General features: G+C 72.2%; 22 protein-coding genes and 5 tRNA genes. 18 read left to right on the plus strand and 9 right to left on the minus strand.

The features are described from left to right. Positions 1 to 156: 156 nt before the first annotated feature. On the minus strand, positions 157 to 846 hold the full coding sequence (locus ACFWYM_RS28380) for a lysophospholipid acyltransferase family protein (protein ID WP_384843237.1): 690 nt from the start codon (positions 844 to 846) through the stop codon (positions 157 to 159). A gap of 342 nt (positions 847 to 1,188) precedes the next feature. Here ACFWYM_RS28380 and ACFWYM_RS28385 point away from each other — a divergent pair, with 342 nt between their 5' ends. The 3 genes from ACFWYM_RS28385 to ACFWYM_RS28395 all read left to right on the plus strand — a co-directional run bounded on the left by ACFWYM_RS28385 (position 1,189) and on the right by ACFWYM_RS28395 (position 3,527). Continuing rightward, positions 1,189 to 2,355: a glycerophosphodiester phosphodiesterase gene (locus ACFWYM_RS28385; RefSeq protein WP_384843239.1), complete on the plus strand. Its 1,167-nt coding sequence runs from the start codon at positions 1,189 to 1,191 to the stop codon at positions 2,353 to 2,355. Between the two features lie 73 nt (positions 2,356 to 2,428). Then, positions 2,429 to 2,986 (plus strand): RNA polymerase sigma factor, encoded by a 558-nt coding sequence (locus ACFWYM_RS28390; protein WP_384843243.1) that lies wholly within the window; start codon positions 2,429 to 2,431, stop codon positions 2,984 to 2,986. A 37-nt stretch (positions 2,987 to 3,023) separates the two neighbouring features. Continuing rightward, positions 3,024 to 3,527 (plus strand): GNAT family N-acetyltransferase, encoded by a 504-nt coding sequence (locus tag ACFWYM_RS28395; RefSeq protein WP_384843246.1) that lies wholly within the window; start codon positions 3,024 to 3,026, stop codon positions 3,525 to 3,527. Here ACFWYM_RS28395 and ACFWYM_RS28400 read toward each other — a convergent pair. Together ACFWYM_RS28400 and ACFWYM_RS28405 are read right to left on the minus strand one after the other, a co-directional pair. After that, positions 3,517 to 3,951, minus strand: coding sequence for a hypothetical protein (locus tag ACFWYM_RS28400; RefSeq protein ID WP_384843249.1), 435 nt, complete (start codon positions 3,949 to 3,951; stop codon positions 3,517 to 3,519). The genes ACFWYM_RS28395 and ACFWYM_RS28400 overlap by 11 nt on opposite strands. 1 nt (position 3,952) lies before the next feature. Further along, on the minus strand, positions 3,953 to 4,312 hold the full coding sequence (locus ACFWYM_RS28405; protein WP_384843252.1) for a hypothetical protein: 360 nt from the start codon (positions 4,310 to 4,312) through the stop codon (positions 3,953 to 3,955). A 69-nt stretch (positions 4,313 to 4,381) separates the two neighbouring features. Here ACFWYM_RS28405 and ACFWYM_RS28410 point away from each other — a divergent pair, with 69 nt between their 5' ends. The 10 genes from ACFWYM_RS28410 (at position 4,382) to ACFWYM_RS28455 (ending at position 17,813) form a co-directional block, all read left to right on the plus strand. Further along, positions 4,382 to 5,041, plus strand: coding sequence for an HAD-IA family hydrolase (locus ACFWYM_RS28410; RefSeq protein WP_384843255.1), 660 nt, complete (start codon positions 4,382 to 4,384; stop codon positions 5,039 to 5,041). A 391-nt stretch (positions 5,042 to 5,432) separates the two neighbouring features. Further along, positions 5,433 to 6,491 carry a methionine ABC transporter ATP-binding protein gene (locus ACFWYM_RS28415; RefSeq protein ID WP_384843258.1) on the plus strand — a complete coding sequence of 353 codons (1,059 nt, stop codon included), beginning with the start codon at positions 5,433 to 5,435 and terminating at the stop codon, positions 6,489 to 6,491. Next, on the plus strand, positions 6,488 to 7,222 hold the full coding sequence (locus ACFWYM_RS28420) for a methionine ABC transporter permease (RefSeq protein WP_384843261.1): 735 nt from the start codon (positions 6,488 to 6,490) through the stop codon (positions 7,220 to 7,222). The genes ACFWYM_RS28415 and ACFWYM_RS28420 overlap by 4 nt, the downstream gene beginning before the upstream one ends. A 76-nt stretch (positions 7,223 to 7,298) precedes the next feature. Beyond that, the gene (locus tag ACFWYM_RS28425; RefSeq protein WP_384843263.1) at positions 7,299 to 8,117 is read left to right on the plus strand and encodes a MetQ/NlpA family ABC transporter substrate-binding protein; all 819 of its coding nucleotides are present in this window, start codon (positions 7,299 to 7,301) and stop codon (positions 8,115 to 8,117) included. Then, positions 8,117 to 8,935 (plus strand): MetQ/NlpA family ABC transporter substrate-binding protein, encoded by an 819-nt coding sequence (locus ACFWYM_RS28430; protein WP_384843265.1) that lies wholly within the window; start codon positions 8,117 to 8,119, stop codon positions 8,933 to 8,935. The genes ACFWYM_RS28425 and ACFWYM_RS28430 overlap by 1 nt, the downstream gene beginning before the upstream one ends. Before the next feature lie 153 nt (positions 8,936 to 9,088). Next, on the plus strand, positions 9,089 to 9,742 hold the full coding sequence (locus ACFWYM_RS28435; RefSeq protein ID WP_384843268.1) for a GNAT family N-acetyltransferase: 654 nt from the start codon (positions 9,089 to 9,091) through the stop codon (positions 9,740 to 9,742). Between the two features lie 210 nt (positions 9,743 to 9,952). After that, positions 9,953 to 11,164, plus strand: coding sequence for a precorrin-6y C5,15-methyltransferase (decarboxylating) subunit CbiE (cbiE, locus tag ACFWYM_RS28440; RefSeq protein ID WP_384843271.1), 1,212 nt, complete (start codon positions 9,953 to 9,955; stop codon positions 11,162 to 11,164). A gap of 360 nt (positions 11,165 to 11,524) precedes the next feature. Continuing rightward, on the plus strand, positions 11,525 to 15,253 hold the full coding sequence (gene cobT, locus ACFWYM_RS28445; protein ID WP_384843274.1) for a nicotinate-nucleotide--dimethylbenzimidazole phosphoribosyltransferase: 3,729 nt from the start codon (positions 11,525 to 11,527) through the stop codon (positions 15,251 to 15,253). A 375-nt stretch (positions 15,254 to 15,628) separates the two neighbouring features. Beyond that, complete coding sequence (cobA, locus tag ACFWYM_RS28450) at positions 15,629 to 16,873, plus strand: uroporphyrinogen-III C-methyltransferase (protein ID WP_384843277.1); 1,245 nt, start codon at positions 15,629 to 15,631, stop codon at positions 16,871 to 16,873. A gap of 112 nt (positions 16,874 to 16,985) precedes the next feature. After that, entirely contained in the window at positions 16,986 to 17,813 is an 828-nt protein-coding gene (locus tag ACFWYM_RS28455; RefSeq protein ID WP_384843280.1) for a TrmH family RNA methyltransferase, read from the plus strand. Here ACFWYM_RS28455 and ACFWYM_RS28460 read toward each other — a convergent pair. After that, positions 17,804 to 19,165, minus strand: a complete 1,362-nt coding sequence (locus tag ACFWYM_RS28460; protein ID WP_384843453.1) for a serine/threonine-protein kinase — start codon at positions 19,163 to 19,165, stop codon at positions 17,804 to 17,806. The two genes, ACFWYM_RS28455 and ACFWYM_RS28460, sit on opposite strands and share 10 nt — an antisense overlap. A 196-nt stretch (positions 19,166 to 19,361) precedes the next feature. On the opposite strand from ACFWYM_RS28460, the gene ACFWYM_RS28465 reads away from it, so the two are divergent. The 4 genes from ACFWYM_RS28465 (at position 19,362) to ACFWYM_RS28480 (ending at position 21,704) form a co-directional block, all read left to right on the plus strand. After that, on the plus strand, positions 19,362 to 19,652 hold the full coding sequence (locus tag ACFWYM_RS28465; protein WP_384843283.1) for a hypothetical protein: 291 nt from the start codon (positions 19,362 to 19,364) through the stop codon (positions 19,650 to 19,652). 211 nt (positions 19,653 to 19,863) lie between these two features. Next, positions 19,864 to 20,067, plus strand: a complete 204-nt coding sequence (locus tag ACFWYM_RS28470) for a hypothetical protein (protein ID WP_384843286.1) — start codon at positions 19,864 to 19,866, stop codon at positions 20,065 to 20,067. 299 nt (positions 20,068 to 20,366) lie between these two features. Next, the gene (locus ACFWYM_RS28475; RefSeq protein WP_384843290.1) at positions 20,367 to 21,335 is read left to right on the plus strand and encodes a phosphotransferase family protein; all 969 of its coding nucleotides are present in this window, start codon (positions 20,367 to 20,369) and stop codon (positions 21,333 to 21,335) included. 69 nt (positions 21,336 to 21,404) lie between these two features. Beyond that, complete coding sequence (locus ACFWYM_RS28480; RefSeq protein WP_384843293.1) at positions 21,405 to 21,704, plus strand: zf-TFIIB domain-containing protein; 300 nt, start codon at positions 21,405 to 21,407, stop codon at positions 21,702 to 21,704. Between the two features lie 56 nt (positions 21,705 to 21,760). On the opposite strand, the gene ACFWYM_RS28485 is transcribed toward ACFWYM_RS28480, so the two are convergent. From ACFWYM_RS28485 to ACFWYM_RS28505, 5 genes are all read right to left on the minus strand, one after another. After that, positions 21,761 to 21,832: transfer RNA gene (locus ACFWYM_RS28485), tRNA-Val, on the minus strand. Positions 21,833 to 21,862: 30 nt separating this feature from the next. Beyond that, positions 21,863 to 21,934: transfer RNA gene (locus ACFWYM_RS28490), tRNA-Val, on the minus strand. A gap of 38 nt (positions 21,935 to 21,972) precedes the next feature. Further along, positions 21,973 to 22,044, minus strand: a tRNA-Val gene (locus ACFWYM_RS28495). A gap of 1 nt (position 22,045) precedes the next feature. Beyond that, positions 22,046 to 22,119 (minus strand) — tRNA-Cys (locus ACFWYM_RS28500). A gap of 40 nt (positions 22,120 to 22,159) precedes the next feature. Beyond that, positions 22,160 to 22,232, minus strand: a tRNA-Gly gene (locus ACFWYM_RS28505). Between the two features lie 156 nt (positions 22,233 to 22,388). Here ACFWYM_RS28505 and ACFWYM_RS28510 point away from each other — a divergent pair. Then, entirely contained in the window at positions 22,389 to 23,426 is a 1,038-nt protein-coding gene (locus ACFWYM_RS28510) for a chorismate-binding protein (protein WP_384843296.1), read from the plus strand. The last annotated feature ends 16 nt before the right edge of the window (positions 23,427 to 23,442 follow it).

Below are 23,442 nucleotides of genomic sequence, written 5' to 3' on the forward strand. Positions count from 1 at the left end.
CGGGACAACCGCTCCCGCCCTGCGGGCAGTCGTGCCGCAGGGCGGCACGGGTGGGCGCAGGGCACCCCGTCGCCGGGCAGCGCAACAACAACGCCCGCCCCGTCGCCGGGGGTTGACCCCAGCGCCGGGACGGGCGCGCGAAGAGTTGAGAGCGGGCTACGCCGCCTTCGCCTTCGTGGCGTACATGTCCACGTACTCCTGGCCCGACAGCTCCATGACCTCGGTCATCACCGAGTCCGTCACGGCCCGCAGCACATACCGGTCCCGGTCCATCCCCTCGTACCGCGAGAACTCCATCGCCTCACCGAACCGCACCGTCACCTTGCCGGGCCGCGGCACCCCCTTGCCGCCCGGCTGCAGCTTGTCCGTGCCGATCATCGCGAAGGGCACCACGGGCGCCCCCGTCATCAGCGTCAGCCGGGCGATCCCGGTCCGGCCCCGGTACAGCCGCCCGTCGGGCGAGCGCGTCCCCTCCGGGTAGATGCCGAAGACCTTGCCGTCGTCGAGGATGCGCCGCCCCGTCATCAACGCGGCCACACCGCCCCGGCCACCGTCCCGGTCCACCGGGATCATGCCGACACCGGTGAAGAACCACGCCATCAGGCGGCCCTTGAAGCCCTTGCCGGTCACGTACTCGTCCTTGCCGATGAAGAACACCGGCCGGTTCGTGACCAGCGGCAGGATCATCGAGTCGATGAACGTGAGGTGGTTCCCGGCCAGGATGACCGGACCGCTCCCCGGGATGTTCTCGGCGCCTTCTACCCGCGGGCGGAACATCAGGCGCAAGATCGGTCCGAGCACTGCCTTGATGAGCGCTAGACGGGACAACGGGCCCTCCGGGGTCAACGAGTTCGAAGACGAGTCTGACGAGTATGTGCAGGTGAGGACGATACTCGCGGGTCAGGGCCGAGCGCACATCGGGTTCACCGAACCGATACGCAGTGTTGACGTGGGCTCGCGCGGCGTAACCGTCCCGTCATCCTCTTGTGCGGACCGTATCCGCGAGGGAACCGTGTTGTGCGAGGTCGTGGTGCTTGTCACGTCGGCCGGAGTGCCGGTCGGGTCGCCGCGCCGGCCGCACCACCGCATACGCGCCGTCATCCCCCGTTTCACCCCCGGTCTCCCCCCTGTCACGCACGGGCACCTACGATCGGTCCCGCTTTGTCAGGTACATCGAGGGGAGCACTCATGGCGACGCAGGGACCGAAGCGGCAGCAGGGGACGAGTCCGGGGCGGCGCGCCGTCCTGGGGGCGGCGGTGCTCGGCGCGGGCGTGGCCACGGTCGGGCTGCCCGGCGTGGCGAGAGCCGGCGAGAAGCACGGGCACGGCGGCTACAAGGACCTGCCCGTCCCCACGGTCATCGCGCACCGCGGCACCAGCGGCTACCGCCCCGAGCACACGCTCGGCTCCTACCAGCTGGCCCTCGACATGGGCGCGCACGTCATCGAGGCCGGCGACCTGGTGCCCACCAAGGACGGCCACCTCGTCTGCCGCCACGAGAACGACATCACGGCGACCACGGACGTCTCCGCCCACTCCGAGTTCGCCTCCCGCAAGACGACGAAGACCGTCGACGGGGTCGCGATCACCGGCTGGTTCACCGAGGACTTCACGCTCGCCGAGCTGAAGACCCTGCGCGCCAAGGAGCGCATCCCCGGCACCCGCCAGCGCAACACCCTCTACGACGGCCGCTGGGAGATCCCCACCTTCGAAGAGGTCCTCCAGTGGCGTGAGCGGCAGAGCAGGAAGCGCGGCAGGCAGGTCTGGATCCACGTCGAGACCAAGCACCCCACCTACTTCCGCAAGATCGGCCTCGGCCTGGAGGAGCCGCTCGCCAAGCTGCTGCGCAGGTACGGCCTGAACAAGAAGAACTCGCCCGCCTTCCTGCAGTCCTTCGAGCCCAGCTCCATCCAGCGCCTGAACAAGCTCGTGGGCAACCCGCTCGTCGTCCTCCTGTCGACCGCGAACTCCCGCCCCTGGGACTTCGTCGAGGCGGGCGACCCGCGCACCGTCGCCGACCTGATCAAGCCCGAGGGCCTGGACTGGATCGCCTCGTACGCACAGGGCATCGGCCCCACCCTCGACCTGGTCATCCCGAAGAAGGCGGACGGCAGCCTCGGCACCCCGTCCACCCTCGTCAAGGACGCGCACGCGGCGGGCCTGATCCTGCACCCGTACACGATGCGCAACGAGAACACCTTCCTGCCCACGAACTTCAAGAAGGGCACCGACCCGAACGCCTACGGCGACGCCTTCGGCGCCTTCAAGGCGTACTTCGACACGGGCATCGACGGCGTCTTCTCCGACAACTGCGACACCGCGCTGCTCGCCCGCGAGGACTTCGTCAACGGCTAGCCGCCCGGCCCCACTTGGGGGGAACGGCGCCCGCCCCGGCAACCTCACGCCGGGGCGGGGACGTCCCCCGGGCATGACCCTCACGACCGCCGCAGACCCCGCGACCCGCGCGCAGGACCTGCTCACCGCCCTGCACCCGCTCCTGACGGCCGAGGCCGCTGCCGAGGCGCACGCCTCCGGCACCGACCCGCGCGACCTCGAACAGGGCGTCTGGCTGCGCCTGTTGGAGCGCCTGGACGCGGGCGGGCCGCCCCAGGACACCGCCGACTGGCTGCGCCGCACCGTCGGCGCCGAGGCCCGCCGCCTGCGCACCGCGACCCAGCGCGAACTCCCGTACACCGGCCAGCCCGCCGAGCCCGCGGACGACACCGAGCGCGGCCCCGAACAGCGCGCCCTCACCGCGGACCGCCGCCGCGCCGTGCACGCCGCCGTGCGCAGGCTCCCCGGACGCTGCCCCCGCCTCGTGGCGGCACTCCTGTCCCCGAAGGACCTCACCTACCGTGAGATCGCAGGGGAGTTGGGTATGTCACAGGGCAGTCTGGGGCCGGAACGTTCCCGATGCCTGGGATGTCTGCGCAGAATGCTGGCGGCGGAGGTTGCGGCTCCTGAACCCTGGGGAAAGGAGCGTTAGACAACCGGTGGAGCAGGTGAGCGGGAGGCATGCGCACATGGGCATGAGCGTGACCATCTCGGCGGCGGCCGACGACCAGGATGTCGCCGAGCAGATCCTCAAACTGCAGTACCTCTGCTACCAGAGCGAGGCCGAGCTCTACGGGGACTACACCATCGAGCCCCTCACACAGTCCCTCGACTCCCTCAAGGCCGAACTGGCCTCCGACACCGCCCTGGTGGCGCGCCTCGGGGACGAGGTGGTGGCCTCGGTCAGGGCCACCGTCGACGCGGACGGCACGGCGCGGATCAACAAGCTCATCGTCCACCCGCGCATGCAGCGCCACGGCCTCGGCGGCCGGCTGCTCACCGCGATAGAGCAGCGGATCGGCGGATCGGCCAAGCGCTTCGAACTCTTCACGGGCCACCGCAGCGAGAGCAATCTGCAGCTGTACCGCAAGCACGGCTACACCCCGGTGCGGACCCAGCGCGTGCACGACCGGCTCACCCAGGTGACCCTCTCCAAGGACGCCGAGGCCCGGGCGTACGTGGCTAGCGCGTAGCGGCTTGTGCGCGACGTGCCCTGGTCAGCCAGACCATCGCCGTCACCGGCAGCAGCACGGGGATGAAGAGATAGCCCATCCCGAAGTCCGACCAGACCGTGGCGTCCGGGAACGCGGAGGAGTCCGCCAGCGTCCAGGTGCCCACGGCCAGCACGCCCACGAGCTCGGCGGCGCAGCACACCAGCGCCGCCCTGCGGGCCGTCTCCCCGCCGCGTACGAGCGAGTACGTGATGAAGCCGTAGACCACCCCGGCCACGGCCGACAGCGCGTACGCGAGCGGGGCCCTGTCGAAGTCCGTGGCGATCTGCACCACGGAGCGGGAGACCGCGCCGACCACCATCACGCCGTACAGCCAGACCAGCAGGATGCCGGGGCCGGTGATCAGCTTCTGCCGGGTGCGGGGCTTCTCGTCGGCCACGGTCACCTCAGCCTCCCCAGATGTCGTAGAGCCGCACTTCGAGGACGGCGAGGACCACGCCGCCCGCGGCGACCGTCGCGGATCCCCAACGGGTGCGCTCCGCAAGGGACATGAAGCCCGCCGCCGGAACACAGGCGAAGGCGCCGAGCAGATACGCCACGAAGATCGTCGTCCCCTGCTCCGGCTTCTCGCCGCGCGCCAGCTGGACGATACCGACGATCAGCTGCACCACGGCGAGGAGCGTGACCACGCCCATCCCGATGAAGTGCCAGTCCTTGGTCGGCTGGTCCCGGTAGGCGGCGAATCCGCACCACGCGGCGAGCGCGAGCGCGGCGACGCCGGTCGCGACCGTCAGGGCATCAAGCATGCCGAGACCCTATTACGGGCCAAAAGGCCCGATGCGCCGACCCCCGGTACGCCCCGTAGGGTCGGGGGCATGAAGATCCACGCTGACGCCCTCCTGTTCGACAACGACGGCACCCTCCTGTCCTCCATGGAGTCGGTGTACCGCTGCTGGACCCGCTGGGCGCAGGAGTACGGGATCACCGCCGAGGACTTCGCCGCCGTGGAGCTGCACGGCCGCCCCGCCGCCGAGATCGCCGCCGACCTGCTCCCGCCCGAGCAGGTCGCCGAGGCCGTCGCGCGCATCGAGGAGCTCGAGGTCGAGGACGTGCCGGGCGGGGGAGTGCACCTGCTCCCGGGCACCCGCGAGCTGCTCGACTCGCTCCCCGAGGGCCGCTGGGCCGTCGTCACCTCCGCGACCCGGCGCCTGGCCGAGGCCCGGCTCGCCGCCGTCGGCGTCCGGCCCGGCCTCGTGATCGCCGCCGACGACATCACCCGCGGCAAGCCCGACCCCGAGCCCTTCCTGCTCGCCGCCGCCAAGCTGGGGGTCGAGCCGGGGCGCTGCGTGGTCTTCGAGGACGCCCCCGCCGGGCTCGCCGCGGGCCGCGCGGGCGGGATGAGGACCGTGGCGTTGGCCACAACGCACACCCCGGACGAGCTCGCCGCGTTCACCCCCGACGTGGTCGTGAAGGACCTGTCGGCCGTGTCCGCACTGGCCACCGAGGCCGGAGTGGAGATCACCGCCGAGGGCTGAGGGAACCTCCGGGGCCGTCCAGCGCTGTCCGCTATACGGACAGCGGGGGCGGCCCTCGCGCTCATGTCTGCTTTACTTACCGCATGACCACGACGAGCAGCCGCACCCTTGCGACCGAGGCGATGACGACGCCCGGTGCTCGTTGTATGTGTCGAATGTGCGCCTTCTGAGGGCCCCTGCACCACCTCTGAGCCTCGCGCCCCGAAGCGAAGCCGCTGTGCCGCGCCCTGCCCGACGTACGTGAAGTAGTCGACGCAGGAAGCGAGCCCGCCCCGCGCACACGTTTTCCGGTTCCACCGCACCATCACCGCGAGAACCGTGCCGCGTTCCGAACGAATGCCCCGTGCCCGGCGCACACCGCGCCGCGCACTCGACAGTGACGGAAACCCCTGTGATCACCACTTCCGGCCTGACCAAGGTCTACCGCTCACGCGGTCGTGAAGTAACCGCGCTCGACGGCGTCGATCTGCACGTGCGCGAAGGGGAGGTGTACGGCGTCATCGGCCAGTCCGGCGCCGGCAAGTCCTCCCTGATCCGCTGCGTCAACCTCCTGGAGCGCCCCACCTCCGGCACCGTGACCGTCGCCGGCCAGGACCTCACCGCCCTCGCCGGGCGCGGCCCGCGCGCGGGCAAGGAGCTGCGCCGGGCCCGCAACCGCATCGGCATGGTCTTCCAGCACTTCAACCTGCTGTCCTCGCGCACCGTCCAGGACAACGTCGAGCTGCCCCTGGAGATCCTCGGCCTCAGCGGCCGCGAGCGCTCCCGCAAGGCCCTCGAACTCCTCGACCTGGTCGGCCTCGCCGACAAGGCCAAGTCCCACCCGGCCCAGCTCTCCGGCGGCCAGAAGCAGCGCGTCGGCATCGCCCGCGCCCTGGCCGGCGACCCGAAGGTGCTGCTCTCCGACGAGGCGACGTCCGCCCTCGACCCGGAGACCACCCGCTCCATCCTCCAGCTGCTGCGCGACCTGAACGAGCAGCTGGGCCTGACCGTCCTGCTCATCACGCACGAGATGGACGTCGTCAAGTCCGTCTGTGACTCCGCCGCCCTCATGGAGCGCGGCCGGATCGTCGAGTCGGGCACGGTCAGCGAGCTGCTCGCCACCCCCGGCTCCGAACTGGCCGCTGCGCTCTTCCCGGTGAGCGGCGACGCGACCGGCGCCGACCGCACCGTCGTGGACGTCACCTTCCACGGCGAGGCCGCGACCCAGCCCGTCATCTCGCAGCTGTCGCGCACGTACAACATCGACATCTCGATCCTGGGCGCCGCGATGGACACCGTCGCGGGCAAGCAGGTCGGCCGGATGCGCATCGAACTGCCCGGCCGCTTCGAGGAGAACGTCGTGCCGATCGGCTTCCTGCGCGAGCAGGGCCTGCAGGTCGACATCGCGGGCGACGCCGCCCCCGCCGCCCCCGCGGGTTCCCCGCTGCTGGTCAAGGAAGGTGCCAAGTGACCTGGTCGGAGATGCAGCCGCTGCTTGAGCAGGCGTGTTGGGACACGCTCTACATGGTCGGCTGGGCCACGTTCATCGCCGTCGTCGGCGGTCTGCCGCTCGGCATCCTGCTCGTCCTCACGGACAAGGGCGGAATGCTGCAGAACGCCTTTGTGAACAAGGTGATCGGGCAGATCGTGAACATCGCGCGGTCGATGCCCTTCATCATCCTGATGGTCGCCCTGATGGGCTTCACGCGCTCCATCGTCGGCACGTCCATCGGCCGTGACGCCGCGATCGTGCCGCTCGCCGTCGGCGCCATCCCGTTCTTCGCGCGGCTCGTCGAGACGGCGGTGCGCGAGGTGGACCACGGACTCGTGGAGGCCGTGCAGTCGATGGGCGGCAACACCTGGACCGTCGTACGCAAGGTCCTCGTGCCCGAGTCGCTGCCGTCACTGATCTCCAGCGTCACCACGACCATCGTCGTGATCATCGGCTACTCGGCCATCACCGGCGCCGTCGGCGCGGGCGGCCTCGGCGACATCGCCATCCGCTACGGCTACCAGCGCTTCGAGACCGACCTGATGTGGATCACCGTCGGCATCCTCGCCGTGGTGATCTCGATCATCCAGTTCGCCGGCGACTGGGCCGCGCGCTCCCTGCACCGCCGCGGCGGCCGCTCGGGCGCCGCACCGAAGCTGCGCTTCCTGCGCGCCGCCGCCCCCAAGAACGACCCGGTCAAGGTCTCGTAGAGCCCGTCCGACCGGTTCAGCACCGCTCCCCGCACACCGCTCGCGGGGATCGCGCCACCTAGGAAAGGCACTTTTCGTGCGTAACACCGCCAAGATCACCACCGCTGCCCTCGCCGTCGGCGCCCTCACCCTCGGCCTCACCGCCTGTGGCGGCTCCGACGACGACAAGGCGCTCACCGTCGCCGCGACCCCGACCCCGCAGGGCGAGATCCTCCAGTACGTGAAGGACAACCTCGCCAAGAAGGCCGGACTCGACCTCAAGGTCCAGGAGTACACGGACTACGTGACTCCCAACACCGCCGTCCAGCAGGGCGAGGTCGACGCCAACTACTTCCAGCACAAGCCGTACCTGGACGACTTCAACAAGAAGAAGGGCACGGACATCGTGCCGGTCCCGGGCTCCACCGTGCACCTGGAGCCGCTCGGCGTGTACTCGAAGAAGATCAAGAAGCTCGACGAGCTGAAGAACGGCAACACGGTCGCGCTCCCCAACGACACGACGAACGAGGCCCGCGCCCTCAAGCTCCTCGCCGACAACGGCCTGATCGAGCTCAAGGACGGCGTCGGCTTCACGGCGACGCCCAAGGACATCGTCAAGAACCCCAAGGACCTCAAGTTCAAGGAGCTGGAGGCCGCCCAGGTGCCCCGCTCCCTCGCCGATGTCGACGCCGCGGTGATCAACGGCAACTACGCCATCGAGGCCGACCTCAGCCCGAAGAAGAACGCCATCGTGGCCGAGGCCGTCAAGGGCAACCCCTTCGGCAACTTCCTCGCCGTCAAGAAGGGCGAGGAGAACAAGCCGGAGGTGAAGAAGCTCGCCAAGCTCCTCACCTCGCCCGAGGTCAAGAAGTTCATCGAGGACAAGTACGACGGCGCCGTCGTCCCGGCGTTCTGATGCGCACGCCAGCGATCCCTGCCGTCGCCGGCGTCCTCGCCCTCGCGCTGTCCCTGACGGCGTGCGGCTCCGGTTCGGGTGGCGACGGCGACGAACTCGTCGTCGGCGCCACCCCGACCCCGGCCGGCGAGGTCCTCACGTACGTCAAGGACCACCTCGCGAAGAAGGCCGGACTCGACCTGAAGATCACGGAGTTCACGGACTACGTCACGCCGAACACCGCGCTCCAGGAAGGCTCCCTCGACGCCAACCTGTACCAGCACACGCCGTACCTGAAGGACTTCAACCAGTCCAAGAAGACGGACCTGGTACCGGTGACCGAGGTGTACCTGCCGCCCATGGGCGTGTACTCGAAGAAGGTCAAGGACGTCGCGGACCTCGACCCGGGAGCCACCGTCCTGGTCCCGAACGACACCACCAACGAGGGCCGGGCGCTCCAACTCCTCGCCTCCAAGGGCGTGATCGGGCTCAAGAAGGGCGTCGGGGGAGAGGCCACCCCCGAGGACATCACGTCCAACCCGAAGAAGCTCACCATCAAGCCCCTGGAGCCCGCTCAGCTCCCGCGCTCCTACACGGACGCGGGCGCCGCGGTCATCAACAACAACTACGCGCTCGACGCGGGGCTCAGCCCCAAGAAGAACGCCATCCTCCTGGAGTCCGCGAAGGGCAACCCGTACAACAACGTCCTCGCCGTCAAGAAGGGCGACGAGGACGACCCGAGGGTCAGGAAACTGGCCAGGCTGCTGACTTCGCCCGAGGTCAAGCAGTTCATCGAGGACACGTACAAGGGGTCCGTCCTGCCCGTCGAGGCGAGCTGACGCACACCTGCTCGACGTCCGCACCACGGGGTCCACTCCTGAGACAGGAGTGGACCCCGTGGTGCGTCTGAGCGCCACCATGCTGCATGCTGGGCAGTTCAGCTGGCCCTCGGACGACGGTACTTGAGGGCCATGAGGGTTACGGAGCGCCGCATGACCACAGCTTTCTCGGGGTTCCCCGACATCTCCATCAGCACGGAGCGGTTGGTGCTGCGCCCGTTCGAGGAAGCCGACGTCCCCGCGTACGCGGAGATGATGAGCGACGAGCACGTGACCGCCTGGACCGACGCTCCCCAGCCCTACACCGAGGCCCACGCCCGCGCCTGGATCACCGAACTCGCCCCGGCGGAACGGGCGGAGGGCCGCGGCATCGCCTTCGCCGTCACGGAGTTCCTCACCCAGCGCCTGGTCGGCATCGTCCGCCTGCGCAACACCGACTGGCGGGTGAGATCCAGCGAGCTGAGCTACGTCGTCGCCCCCTGGGCCCGCGGCGAGGGCTACGCCTCCGAGGCGGCGCTCGCCACCGCCCAATGGCTCTTCCACGACCAGCAGTTCGAGCGCCTGGAGCTGCGCACCGCCGCCGACAACACCGCCTCCCAGCAGGTCGCCCAGAAGATCGGCTGCATCAGCGAGGGCGTCCTGCGCGGCGCCTGGATAGCGCGCGTGAAGGACGGCGGCGACCCCCTCGGCGGCTGGCTCGACACCCGCACCGACCTCATCGTGTGGAGCCTGCTCCCCGAGGACCTCGAGGGCGCGGGCGACCAGCTCGCCGAGAGCGGCTTCACCGCCTTCTCCGACTGGAACTGACCTCGGGCCCGGCCCAAGGTCCCGCCCGCCACCTCGCGGGCACCATCCGCATCCAGCAGGTACTCTCGCCGTGGCCGCGTGCGCGGGCTGCCAGGCCGTGTCGTCACATCCCCCGCCTGCCTGGCGGGCGGACGACGGGGGATGTGACGACACGGCCTCAGCCCCCTTGCCGCACCTGACGACCCGCGAACACCCAGGAGAGAGACGACGATGGCGGACCGGGTCACGGTGATCGGCTGGGACGGCACGCCGCTGACCGCCGCGGCACGCTCCGCGCTCGGCGCCGCGACGCTGGTCGCGGGCGCCGCCCACCACCTGGCACTGCCCGAGGTGCCCGAGGCCGCCGAGCGCATCCGGCTGGGCAGCGTGAGCCTCGCCGCCCGCCGCATCGCCGCCCACCGGGGCACCGCGGTCGTCCTCGCCGACGGCGACCCGGGTTTCTTCGGCGTCGTCCGCACGCTGCGCGCCCCCGAGTTCGGCCTCGAGGTCGAGGTCGTGCCCGCCGTCTCCTCCGTCGCCCAGGCGTTCGCCCGGGCCGGGATGCCCTGGGACGACGCCCAGGTCGTCGTCGCCCACCGGCGCACCCTGCGCCGCGCGGTGAACGTCTGCCGCGCGCACACCAAGGTCGCCGTCCTCACCTCGCCCGGCGCCGGACCCGCCGAGCTCGGGCTGCTCCTGGAGGGCGTCCACCGCACCTTCGTGATCTGCGAGGAGCTCGGCACCGACCGCGAGCAGGTCACCGTCGTCACGTCCGACAAGGCCGCCGACCACTCCTGGCGCGACCCGAACGTGGTCATCGTCATCGGCGGCCCGGTCGCCGGCGACAGCGGCTGGATCGCGGGCCGCGACCCCGCGTCCGAGGGCCGCGGCTGGGCCCTGCCCGCCGCCGCGTACGGCGGCGACGTACGGCTCGGCGAGGGCGAGTCCGACCAACTGCGCGCCGCTCAACTCGCCCGCCTGGGCCCTCGCGTCGGCGACCTCGTCTGGGACATCGGCAGCGGCAGCGGCGCGTTCACCGCCGAGTGCGCCCGGTTCGGCGCCGCCGTCATCGCCGTCGACCAGGACCCCGAGGCGTGCGCCCGCACCACGGCCCTGGCCCGCCGCCTCGGCGTCGAGGCCCAGGTCGTCCAGGGCGCCGCCCCGCACGTCCTGGAGAACCTGCCCGAGCCCGATGTCGTACGGGTCGGGGGCGGGGGAGCGGCCGTGGTCTCCGCCGTCGCCGACCGCCGCCCCGCGCGCATCGTCACGCACGCCGGGACACGCGACGCCGCCGAACTCATCGGCAGGGACCTGACGGAGCACGGCTACGCGGTCGACTGCGCCCTCCTGCAATCCGTCGAGCTGGACACACGCGCCTGGACGGAGAAGAAACGGACCGTTGTGTTCCTGCTGTCGGCGAGCCTGGCCGACCGGTCCCCGTGACCTCGCCGCCGTGTGGTGCGGGGTAGGCTGGCCGATCGTTGTACTGCACCCGGGTGTCCGTCAGTTCGTCGGTCAATGCCTGGAAAGCCCGCCCGTTTTGAGGGTGCGTGTGGTACAGCAGGACCGGAGGACGCGCGAAGTGGCGCAGTCCACAGCGGACTGTGGCGGATCCAGCGCCATGGCGGCGGGTCGACCGGAACAATGCCTGTTGACGGCGTTGTCGTCAGTCCGTACGTGCCGCGCGGCTCACACGCTCGTTGAGAAAGACGGGCGGTTGGTGCGCCGCTCCGGTCAAGGGGTCACCCGGGCCGAGGGGTCGCGGGGGGCGAAGGAGCACTAACCGATGGGCGAGGGGTTCGCATGACCGACACCGGCCAGGTCCCGGCCGAGGGACTGCCGGAGAACGCAGGAGGCGCCGCTCCCGGGCCCGTTGAAGGCCCCGGGGCTCAGCAGCCGGGCGTCCCCGCCCCGGGTGCGTACACCTTCCTCGACCCCTCCGAGACCGCCGCTGACGACGATGACCTGCTGCTGATGCCGGGCGCCCAGGGCGCCTGGAGCGAGGCGCAGGCCCAGGCGGTCCAGGCCCAGACGGCCCCGGCTCACGCAGCCCCGGCCCACGCAGCCCCGGCCCCGCAGGGCCTGCAGCCGCAGCCCGCGCACCAGCCGGGCCCGCACGAGACGGCGGGCCGGGACAGCGGCTCGGTCGACCTGAACGGTGTGCAGATGCCCGGCACCCAGGCCACCCCGCCCGCCGGTCACGGCGGCCCCGCCCGCCGCCCGCTGCACCGCGGCCCCGCCACTCCGGGCCCGGGTGTGCCGGACGGCGCGGGCAGCCCCGTGCGCTCCCTCGCCGACCGCGGCCCCGCCGCCGGCACGTCTCAGCACGCCGTTCCCGTACGTCAGGCGGGGCCCCCGACCACCGGCCCCGAGTACTTCGACATCCCGCGCGACGAGGCGGCGCCGCTGCCCGGCCCGCAGCTCGGCGAGATCCCGCCGCAGGGCCTGACGCCGTGGGCGGCGCAGCCGCAGACCCCGGCCGGGCAGCCGCAGAGTCACGCCGAACCACAGGTCCAGTTCGCCCTGCAGGAGACACCCGCAGAAACGGTCGTCCCAGAGGGCGCACCGGCCCCGGAGGCCCCGGTGGCCCCGATGGCCGCACACGCGACTCCCGTCACACCTTCAACTCCCGCACCGCAGCAGCCGGAACAGCCCGCGATCCCGGAGCCCACGGCCCCCGAGTACGCCCAGGCACAGGCGCACGCCCAGGCACAGGTGCAGCCGCAGCCGCAGCCGCAGGCCCAGACCCCGGCGCAGTCCCCGGAGTTCCAGCCCGTGCCGCCCGCCGAGCCCGCACAGCAGTGGGTGGACGCCCCGCAGGCCCACGCGGCCGCCCCGCTCGGCCAGTTCGTGCCCGTGGAGGGCTCGGTCCCGACCACCCCGCACCTCGCGCCGACGCCGCCGCGTCCCGTCGCCGTACCCCCGGAGTACCTGGAGCCGGAGCAGTCGCAGGAGCCCCAGGACCCTCAGCAGCAACCGGAGCCGCAGCAGCCCCAGGAACTGCAGCAGTTCCAGGAACCGCAGCAGCCCCAGGCCGTCGAGCCCTCGGAGCCGGAGGTGCGCCAGGAAGTGCCCCAGGAGGCGCCCGCTCCTGAGGCACCGGTCGAGGCCGCAGCCCCGGAGGCCACCCCCGAGCCCGCGCCCGCGCCCGAGCCCGAGACGGCGGCCCCCGAGGCCGTAGCCCCGGAAGCACCGCAGCCCGAGCCCCTCGCGCCCGAGCCCGCGTCCGGCGAGCCCGCGCCGACCGTGCCCGCGCCCCGTGACGGCGGCCCGGCAGCGGAGGCAACTCCCGCGCAGAGCGCGCCCGTTGAGGCCGTGGTGGTCGCCGAGGAGCCCGAGCCGACGGCCACCGCGCCCGAGGCCACCACGCCCGAGGCCACCGAGCCCCGGCAGGAAGCGGAACCGGTCGCGGAACCGGTCCAGGAGCTCGCCCAGGAACCCGTACAAGCGGCCGTACAAGAGGCCCCGGCACCCACCGCCCAGCCCGAAGCGGCGGAGGCGGCGGAGGCAACGGAAGCAGTGGAAGCAGTGGAATCCGAGACGGCGGAGCCCCTCCCGGCGGACGCGGCGCCCCCGCTCCCGGAGCCCTCGACGGAGCTGACCGCCCAGGCCCAGGTCCAGGACCAGGACCGGCCGGTGTCCGAGTCCGCGTCGGCCGAGCCCGTCACCGACCAGGCCCCGGCCGCCGGCCCCGCCCCCGAGCCGCCGGCTCCCGAGCAGCAGGCCCCGGAGCACCTGGCTCCCGAGGAGCTCGCCCCCGAGGAGCCCGCCTCCGACCAGCCCACGGCGGAGCCGACCGGCACCCCCGCCCCCGGCTACGACGAGGCCGAGCGCGAGGCGGTGCTGCGCGTCATGCGCGAGCGCCGCGACATCCGCAACGGCTTCCGCAGCGACGCCATCCCGCACGAGGTCCTGCTCCGCGTCCTCGAAGCGGCCCACACGGCCCCGTCCGTCGGCCACTCGCAGCCCTGGGACTTCGTCGTCATCCGCTCCGCCGAGACCCGGCGCACGATGCACGAGCTGGCCATGCGCCAGAAGGACGCATACGCCAAGTCCCTCCCCAAGGGCCGCGCGAAGCAGTTCAAGGAACTGAAGATCGAGGCCATCCTCGACACCCCGGTGAACATCGTCGTCACCGCCGACCCCACCCGCGGCGGCCGCCACACCCTCGGTCGGCACACCCAGCCGCAGATGGCCCCGTACTCCTCGGCCCTCGCCGTCGAGAACCTCTGGCTCGCGGCCCGCGCCGAGGGCCTCGGCGTCGGCTGGGTCAGCTTCTTCGACGAGCGCGAGATGGTCCGCACGCTCGGCCTCCCCGAGCACCTGGAGGTCGTCGCGTACCTGTGCGTGGGTTACGTCGACGAGTTCCCGGACGAGCCGGAGCTGATGCAGGCGGGCTGGTCCAAGCGCCGCCCGCTCTCCTGGGTCGTGCACGAGGAGACGTACGGCCGCCGCGCCCTGCCCGGCGAGGAGCCGCACGACCTGCTCGCCGAGACCGTCGCCAGCATCCGCCCGCTGGACGCGAAGGCGCTCGGCGAGGCGTGGGAGCGGCAGAAGCGCATGACGAAGCCCGCGGGCGCGCTCGGCATGCTCGAGATCATCTCGGCCCAGCTCTCCGGCCTCTCCCGGATGTGCCCGCCCCCGATCCCGGAGCCCGCCGCCGTGGCGATCTTCGCGGGCGACCACGGCGTGCACGCCCAGGGCGTCACCCCCTGGCCGCAGGAGGTGACGGGCCAGATGGTCGCCAACTTCCTCGGCGGCGGCGCGGTCTGCAACGCCTTCGCGAGCCAGGTCGGCGCGGAGGTCTGCGTCATCGACGTCGGCGTGGCCTCCGAACTCCCCGCCACCCCGGGCCTGTTGCCCCGCAAGATCAGGCCCGGCACGGCCGACATGACGACGGGACCGGCCCTGAGCCGCGAGGAGGTCAAGGCGGCCATCGAGGTGGGCATCGAGACGGCCCGCGACCTGGTGGCGGCAGGCAACAAGGCCCTGCTCACCGGCGAGATGGGCATCGCGAACACCACGGCGTCGGCCGCCCTCATCTCGGTCTACACGGACACGGACCCGGCCGAGGTGACGGGCCGCGGCACGGGCATCAACGACGAGACCCACGCCCGCAAGATCGAGGTGGTCCGCCGCGCCCTCGACCTCCACCAGCCGGACCCGGCCGACCCGATCGGCGTGCTCGCGGCGATCGGCGGCCTCGAACACGCGGCGATGGTGGGCCTGTTGCTGGGCGGCGCCTCCCTCCGCACCCCCGTCATCCTGGACGGCGTGAGTGCGGGCGCGGCTGCTCTGGTCGCCCGCGCCATCGCCCCCGAGGTCCTGGCAGCCTCCATCGCGGGCCACCGCAGCGCCGAACCGGGCCACGTGGCGGCCCTCAACAAGCTCGGCCTGCGCCCCCTGATCGACCTGGACCTCCGCCTCGGCGAGGGCACCGGCGCCCTCCTGGCTCTCCCGGTGGTCCAGAGCGCAGCCCGCGCCATGCATGAGGTGGCAACGTTCGACTCGGCGGGAGTAACGGAGAAGTAGCCCGCGCCCGATGCTGGCCGCGGCGCTTGTGCCCACCCGCCCGCCGTCCAGTCGGTTGTGCCCACCCGCCCCGCCGTCCAGTCGGTCGTGGGCACCCGCCCCGCCGTCCAGTCGGTTGTGGGCAGGCGTCCCGCACGGCGGGACGGGTGGGCACAACCGACCTCCGGCCCGCAGCGAACAACGAGACAGTCCCCCCCCGGGGGCCCGGGGCGAAGCCCCGGTTTCGGGAAGGGGCGGGCTCGGGGAAACGAAACAACCCCACCCCCGCCATACTGAACCCGCACGTCAAAGCCTCCGCCCCCAGGCCGCTCCACCGCCGCAGCGGCCCGCTGAAGCACCGCCTCGCCCGAGGACACGCACGAGGAGCCACCCACCATGGCCGACCACCCGGCGACGACCCCCGCCTACCCCGTAGGACTCCGCCTGACCGGCCGCAGGACGGTCGTCCTCGGCGGCGGCCAGGTCGCCCAGCGCCGCCTCCCCGCCCTCATCGCCGCAGGCGCGGCCATCACCCTGGTCTCACCCACCGCCACCCCCTCCGTGGAGGCGATGGCGGACGCGGGCGAGCTCACCTGGGAGCGCCGCCCGTACACCCCGGGCGACCTGGCCACGGCCTGGTACGCCCTGATCGCCACCGACGACCCGGAGGCCAACACGGCCGCGTCGGCCGAGGCCGAGGCACACCGCGTCTGGTGCGTCCGCGCCGACGACGCCGACGCCGCCACCGCCCTCACTCCCGCGACCGGCCGCTCCGAAGGCGTCACCGTCGCCGTCCTCACCACGGACCTCCAGGGCCGCGACCCCCGCCGCACCGCCGCCATCCGCGACGCCGTCGTCGAGGGCCTGCGCGACGGCACCCTGGTGGCGCCCCACCAGCGCACCCGCACTCCAGGCGTCGCCCTCGTCGGCGGCGGCCCCGGCGACCCGGACCTGATCACGGTCCGCGGCCGCCGCCTCCTCGCCGAGGCCGACGTCGTCATCGCCGACCGCCTCGGCCCCCGCGACCTCCTCGACGAACTCCCGCCGCACGTCGAGGTGATCGACGCGGCGAAGATCCCGTACGGCCGCTACATGGCCCAGGAGGCCATCAACAACGCCCTGATCGAGCACGCCAAGCAGGGAAAGTCGGTGGTCCGCCTCAAGGGCGGCGACCCGTTCGTCTTCGGGCGCGGCATGGAGGAGGCGATCGCCCTTGAGGCGGAGGGCATCCCGTACACGGTGGTGCCCGGCATCTCCAGCTCCATCTCGGTCCCCGGCGCGGCCGGCATCCCGGTCACCCACCGCGGCGTCGCCCACGAGTTCACGGTCGTCAGCGGCCACGTCGCCCCCGACGACGAGCGCTCCCTGGTCGACTGGCCCGCCCTCGCCGCCTCGCGCGGCACCCTCGTCGTCCTGATGGGCGTCGACAAGATCGGCGCCATCGCCCGTACGTTGATGGCGCACGGCAAGCCCGCAGAGACCCCCGTCGCCCTCGTCCAGGAGGGCACGACCGCCGCCCAGCGCCGCGTGGACGCGACCCTCGCCACCGTGGCCGAGACCGTCGTGGCCGAATCGGTGAAGCCCCCGGCGGTCATCGTCATCGGCGACGTGGTGAAGGTGGGCCCGGAACACCGCGCCTGACGCGGCCGACCAGCGCACGAGTAACCAGCGGCACCAGCACACGAGTAACCAGCGGTAACGGAACTCCCTCCCAGCCGTTGGCACCGCATCCCGGACAAGGCAGTATCACCCTGTGGCCGATCTCAGCAGCATCGAAACCATCGAAGACCCGGCGGACCCGCGCCTGCGCGACTACACGGGCCTGACCGACGTCGAACTGCGCCGCAAGCGCGAGCCCGCCGAGGGCCTCTTCATCGCCGAGGGCGAGAAGGTCATCCGCCGCGCCAAGCAGGCGGGTTACGAGATGCGCTCGATGCTGCTCTCGGCCAAGTGGGTCGACGTCATGCGCGACGTCATCGACGAGGTCCCCGCCCCGGTGTACGCGGTGAGCCCCGACCTCGCAGAGCAGGTCACCGGCTACCACGTGCACCGCGGCGCTCTCGCCTCCATGCAGCGCAAGCCACTGCCCACCGCCGACGAGCTGCTGCGGACGGCCCGCCGCGTCGTCGTCATGGAGTCGGTCAACGACCACACCAACATCGGTGCCATCTTCCGCTCGGCGGCCGCCCTCGGCATGGACGCGGTCCTGCTGTCCCCGGACTGCGCCGACCCCCTCTACCGCCGCAGCGTCAAGGTCTCGATGGGTGCGGTCTTCTCCGTTCCGTACGCCCGTCTGGAGTCCTGGCCGCGGGGCCTCGAAGGCGTACGCGAGGCGGGCTTCAACCTCCTCGCCCTCACCCCGGACGAGAAGGCCCGCACCCTCGACGAGGCGGCGCCGCACCGCATGGACCGCGTCGCGCTGATGCTCGGCGCGGAGGGTGACGGACTGTCCACCCAGGCGCTGGTCGCGGCCGACGAGTGGGTCCGCATCCCCATGGCCCACGGCGTGGACTCGCTGAACGTGGGAGCGGCGGCCGCCGTCGCCTTCTACGCGGTGGCGACGGGCCGCCCTCAGCTCTGAATCTGCTGGGCCCCGAACCCGGCGTCCGGGCCGAACCGCTCCTGGGCCACGCCCGGCGAGCGATGCCCGTCGTTCCCGCTCCCGCTCCCGAGCCCGCGCGCGGGCCCCTGGCACCCCTGCGCCGCGGCGATCCCGAGGGCCACGAGCAGTGTCACGACCACGAAGACGAAGAGCCGCTGCCGCAGCAGCCGCGGATTGGCGGGCCGCCGCCCCGTGCCCGTCGTGCGCGGCCCCTGCCGCCCCGCACCACTGCGCGGCGCGGGCCTGCCGCCCGAACGGCCCGTGTTCCGGGCCCCGGTGGGCCGGGCACCCGACCGCGCGGAACCCGGCTGCGACCGGGAGGACCCCGGCTGTGACGCGCTCGGCCGGGACGAGCCGGGCCGGGACGAGCTGGGCCGCGGCGGGGGAGTGCCGGGCTGGGTGCGCCGCTGGGTGCGCTGGTCCGCGTAACTCTCGGCGAGGCGCCCGGTCGGCCGGTCCTGCTCCTGCCGGGGCGCGGGGGGCCGCACATCGGCCAGGCCGCCCTGGGCCTCGCGCGCCGCGATCTCCTTGAGCCTGAGCGACAGTTGCAGCGTGCTGGGCCGCTCCTCCGGGTCCTTGGCGAGACAGGCGCTGATCAGCGGGGCGAGCGCGTCCGGCACCCCGCCGAGCTGTGCCTCCTCGTGCACCACGCGGTAGAGCATGACCTCCGAACTGCCGTGCCCGAAGGGTGAGTCGGCCATCCCCGCGTACGCCAGTGTGGCGCCGAGCGCGAACACGTCCGTGGCGGGCGTGACGGCGGCCCCGCGCACCTGCTCGGGCGCGAGGAACCCGGGCGAGCCGACCGCGGTCCCCACATGCGTGAGCGTCGAGGCGCCGGTGGCCCAGGCGATACCGAAGTCGATGATCCGCGGCCCCTTCGGGGACAGCAGGATGTTGGAGGGCTTCAGGTCCCGGTGCACCACGCCCGCCTCGTGCACGGCCACGAGCCCCTCGGAGAGCGCCGCACCGACCGCGGCCACGTCGGCCGCCGACAGCGGCCCCTCGGCGGCGACCTTGTCGTGCAGCGAGGGCCCGGGCACGTACTGGGTGGCGAACCACGGCCGGTCGGCCTCCAGGTCCGCGGCGACGAGCCGGGCGGTGCAGCCGCCACGAATCCGCCGCGCGGCCGACACTTCCCGAGCGAACCGCGACCGGAACTCCTGATCCTCCGCCAGATCGGGCCGGATCACCTTCAGCGCGACCCGCTGCCCCCTCCGGTCGGAGCCCAGGTAGACGACCCCCATGCCGCCGGCGCCCAGGCGCCTGTGCAGCCTGAACGAGCCGACGACACGCGGGTCCTCGCGCCGGAGCCGCATCATCGCCATGTCCATCCCCGCTGCCCGGTCCGTTTGACGAGCCACAGCTTACGTTTCCGCGGCCGGGCACGTGCAGAGGCCGCGCCCTCGCGGTCCGATCGATTGTCAGTGCCGGATGGGAAACTTGAAGAGTGGTCAGGACGCGGCGGAGCGGGGCTCGTTGCCGTCCCACGCACCGCCAACCATCCATCGCTGAAGGGGGATTGATCCCGTGAAGGGTGATCGCGTGGAGATAGTCGTGGACGCCGGTGACACGACCCGGACGTACGAGGTGGTGGCGAGCCGAGCGGGCCGCAGAGTGGAGACTGCGGTCCGCAGGGGAGTCGTGGAAGTGAGCGAAGTCACCCGCAGCGGCTCCGTGGTGCGCACGGCCCGCTTCATGTCGACCCGCGTCCTCGCGCTGGTCGAGCAGCCCGTCCCGAGGGAGGACACCTCCGAGCGCACGCCCGAGCACACGACGGGCCAGAGCGGGCGACCCCTCCGGGAAGACCCCGAGTCCTAGGCCCCGTCCTAGGCCCTCTTCTCCACCCACGGGAGTACGCGATCGTCGCGCGGTCATCCTCCGGGAGGCCCGCCAATCGGTACGAGGGCATGACGTCGTGAACGCACCCCGGCCCTAGATTTGAAGTCAAGCGGCGGGTGCAGCACTCGTCCCCCGAGGTCAGCCACCCGCCGCTTGCCAGAACCAACAGAATCGAGCCGGGAGAGGAACCATGGCGGACACGGCACCGCGGACCATGTTCCGCACGCAGGGGCGCAAGACCTTCGCGTTCGGCGCCCGCCCGTCCGGCACCCGCCATCCCTTGGTGGCGACAGCCATGGTCCTCCCTCTGGCGGCCCTGCTCGTAGTCGTCTTCGGCGGCTGGGACGCAGTGGTCACACAAGCGTCGTCCGTGGGCGTGATGCTGGGGCGCTGAGCGGCGCCCCAGGCCCGGAAGAGCGGTCCGGGCGGGGACATCCGGCCATGAAACCCCGTGGGGACGGGGGTGCGGCGGACGGCATGACGGCCCGCGCAGCTGGGGAGCTGCGCGGGCCGTTGCTCTCTCTTGCGCCTAAACCGGCGCCGCTCTCGCGGACCAAATTCCCGCCGCGGGGGTTCCTCAATTGATGGTTGCGGTGGTCCTGGCTTCGCACTTGTTCAGCCCGCCCGCGTTTGAGGGCGAACTCGCCCGGGGCTGGGGAAACTCCCGCCCGAGCCTCTGCGTACGCTCACCCCGTGCCCCCGCCCGACCCCCTCGTCCCCGCCCTCCAGGCCAAGGCCCACGCCCTGGCACACCCCACCCCGGAGGGCCGCTGCACCTGCGAGAAGGCCACCCTCGCGGACCGCCCCGACGCCACCGTCGTCCGCCACGGCACCCTCGTGGCCAAGGCCCACACCGGCGACACGGACCCCACGGAGCTCTCCGCACGCCTCGCTGCGGCCGCCCACCCCACCCTCGGCACCGTCCTCCTGCCCCCGCTGCACCCCTTTGCGACGACCCTGCACGACCGCCAGGTCACCCTCTGGCCGCCCGGCACCCCCGTGGACCCCGACACCCCCGAAGCCGCCCCCTGGGAGGCCGCGGCCACCCTCCTGGCCCGCCTCCACCGGGTACCGCCCGCCGAACTCCCGCACCCGCTCCCGGACATGAGGGGCCCCGAGAAGTCCGCCCGCGCCCTGGCCCGCCTCCGCGCGGCGGGCCCGCACCCCGCGGCGGCCCCCGTCGAGCGAGCCTGGGGCACCCTGCCCCCCTGGGCCCGCGCCGAGACCCGGGGCCCCGCCCGCGACACCGTCTGCCACGGAGACTTCCACCTGGGCCAGCTGGTCCGAGCCCCCGGGGAGCCGGACCGGGAGAGCGCGTGGCGCCTCATCGACGTCGACGACCTGGGCCTCGGCAACCCGGCCTGGGACCTCGCCCGCCCCGCCGCCTGGTACGCCTGCGGCCTTCTCGCCCCGGAGGAGTGGACCCGCTTCCTCACCGCCTACCAACAGGCGGGCGGCCCCGCCGTCCCGCCGCCCGGCACCGACCCCTGGCCCGCCCTGGACGTCCCGGCCCGCGCCCTCACCATCCAGACCGCGGCCCTCGCCATCGCCAAGGCGGTCACGGAGGGGCGTCTCCTGGACGAGGTCGAACAGGCTGTGATCGACACCTGTGACCGAATGGCCACCCTCCCGCCCGAGTTCGCGACCGAGCAGGCCAAGTAGGGTGCAACGCACCGAAGCCGGGAAGAGATCCGGCCAAGCAGTCACGACCGGCGAGGAGTTGAGCCGTCCATGCAGTGTCCCAAGTGTCACGCACCCATGCACACGTACAACCGCAACGGCGTCCAGATCGAGCAGTGCAGCGGTTGCCGCGGGATATTCCTCGACTACGGCGAGCTGGAGTCCCTGACCCGTCTCGAGGCCCAGTGGGGCCAGCAGGCCCCGCCGCCCCCGGCGGCCCCGCAGGCTTACCCCGCCGCCCCGGCCCCGGCCGCGCCCGCCTGGGGCGCCCAGCACGGCGGTCACTACGGCGGCCACCACGGCGGACACCACCGCCACAAGAGCTTCGGACACATGCTCTTCTCCTCCTGACGGAGGGACGACGAAGCCCCCGGCCGAAGAGACGGCCGGGGGCTTCGTACTGCGCGTGCGCGATACTGGGATTGAACCAGTGACCTCTTCCGTGTCAGGGAAGCGCTCTCCCGCTGAGCTAATCGCGCAGGTCAACCTGCGTTTTACTCGGTACTGCGTGCGCGATACTGGGATTGAACCAGTGACCTCTTCCGTGTCAGGGAAGCGCTCTCCCGCTGAGCTAATCGCGCGGGACGGATCAGTGACGGACCGGAGTCCGAAGATCCAGTGCGCGATACTGGGATTGAACCAGTGACCTCTTCCGTGTCAGGGAAGCGCTCTCCCGCTGAGCTAATCGCGCATGGAGGTGGAGACGGGATTTGAACCCGTGTAGACGGCTTTGCAGGCCGTTGCCTCGCCTCTCGGCCACTCCACCAGGAGTGCGGGGTCTCGGGAAGATCCCCCACTTTCCTGCGAGCGGACGACCAGGTTCGAACTGGCGACCTCAACCTTGGCAAGGTTGCGCTCTACCAACTGAGCTACGTCCGCTTGTCTTTCCCGGTCCGCTTCCGCGTCCCGGCGACGTGTTGAACTCTAGCGGATTCCTGGGGCGATACAAAAACGCGTTTGCGCAGCGTGCTGCGGTGCGACCCCCGCCGGGCACCGTCAGGACAGCCTCAGGACACCGGTCATAGACTCGCAGCCGTGCACAGCCCCTCCTCCACACTCCCTCCCCTCGCCCGCTTCGGCAGCCGCGTGGCCACCGGTCTCCTGGACGTGACCAGCGACCCTTCGGCCCTGGACAGCAGCGGTTTCTGGGCCGTCGCCGCCGACTTCGAGGGGGGTCTGACCTGCGCCCGCTTCGCGGACGTGCGCGAGGCGCCCGTGCCGCTGCCGGTGCCCGGGAAGTGGCGGGGGCCCGCCCCGGCCGACTGGATGTCGTCGCTCGGTCACGACGCGTATACGGAGGGCGTACGGACGATCCGGGCGCACATCGCAGCGGGCGACGTGTACCAGGTGAACCTCTGCCGCGTGCTCTCCGCGCCGATCGCACCCGACGCCGACGTGGACGAGCTGACCGCTCTCCTTGCGCGCGGGAACCCCGCTCCCTATGCCGGAACGATCCGTCTCCCCGAGCACGGCGTCGAGATCGCCACCGCCTCGCCTGAGCTGTTCCTGCGCCGCGAGGGCCGCGTCGTCGAGTCCGGGCCGATCAAGGGCACGGGGCGCACCGAGGCGGAGCTGACCGAGAAGGACCACGCCGAGAACGTCATGATCGTGGATCTCGTCCGCAACGACCTGGGCCGGGTCTGCGTGACCGGATCCGTGACCGTGCCCGAGCTGTGCGTGGTCGAGAAGCACCCCGGCCTCGTCCACCTCGTCTCCACGGTCGCCGGCGAGCTGCGCCCCGGCGCCGGCTGGCCCGAACTGCTCGACGCCGCCTTCCCGCCCGGCTCCGTCACCGGCGCCCCCAAGTCCAGCTCGCTGCGGATCATCGACGCACTGGAGACGGCGCCCCGCGGCCCGTACTGCGGCGGCATCGGCTGGGTCGACGCGGACCGGGGGACCGGTGAGCTCGCCGTCGGCATCCGCAGCTTCTGGATCGACCGCGCCGAGGGCGTGCTGCGGTACGGGGCGGGGGCGGGCATCACCTGGGGCTCGGACCCCGAGGACGAGTGGCGGGAGACCGAGCTGAAGGCCGCACGGCTGCTGGAGGTAGCTTCGGGGACGTACGAAGTGTGAGTGGTGGAAGGACCCC

It is taken from the genome of Streptomyces sp. NPDC059009 (assembly GCF_042740175.1).
Classification (GTDB): Bacteria; Actinomycetota; Actinomycetes; order Streptomycetales; family Streptomycetaceae; genus Streptomyces.

Bases quoted from the DNA above. Each gene is read 5' to 3' on its own strand.
- ACFWYM_RS28385 (WP_384843239.1), top strand. From the start codon at position 1,189: ATGGCGACGCAGGGACCGAAGCGGCAGCAGGGGACGAGTCCGGGGCGG.
- ACFWYM_RS28390 (WP_384843243.1), top strand. From the start codon at position 2,429: ATGACCCTCACGACCGCCGCAGACCCCGCGACCCGCGCGCAGGACCTG.
- ACFWYM_RS28395 (WP_384843246.1), top strand. From the start codon at position 3,024: ATGGGCATGAGCGTGACCATCTCGGCGGCGGCCGACGACCAGGATGTC.
- ACFWYM_RS28405 (WP_384843252.1), bottom strand. From the start codon at position 4,312: ATGCTTGATGCCCTGACGGTCGCGACCGGCGTCGCCGCGCTCGCGCTC.
- ACFWYM_RS28410 (WP_384843255.1), top strand. From the start codon at position 4,382: ATGAAGATCCACGCTGACGCCCTCCTGTTCGACAACGACGGCACCCTC.
- ACFWYM_RS28430 (WP_384843265.1), top strand. From the start codon at position 8,117: ATGCGCACGCCAGCGATCCCTGCCGTCGCCGGCGTCCTCGCCCTCGCG.
- ACFWYM_RS28435 (WP_384843268.1), top strand. From the start codon at position 9,089: ATGACCACAGCTTTCTCGGGGTTCCCCGACATCTCCATCAGCACGGAG.
- cbiE (WP_384843271.1), top strand. From the start codon at position 9,953: ATGGCGGACCGGGTCACGGTGATCGGCTGGGACGGCACGCCGCTGACC.
- cobT (WP_384843274.1), top strand. From the start codon at position 11,525: ATGACCGACACCGGCCAGGTCCCGGCCGAGGGACTGCCGGAGAACGCA.
- cobA (WP_384843277.1), top strand. From the start codon at position 15,629: ATGGCCGACCACCCGGCGACGACCCCCGCCTACCCCGTAGGACTCCGC.
- ACFWYM_RS28460 (WP_384843453.1), bottom strand. From the start codon at position 19,165: ATGGACATGGCGATGATGCGGCTCCGGCGCGAGGACCCGCGTGTCGTC.
- ACFWYM_RS28470 (WP_384843286.1), top strand. From the start codon at position 19,864: ATGGCGGACACGGCACCGCGGACCATGTTCCGCACGCAGGGGCGCAAG.
- ACFWYM_RS28480 (WP_384843293.1), top strand. From the start codon at position 21,405: ATGCAGTGTCCCAAGTGTCACGCACCCATGCACACGTACAACCGCAAC.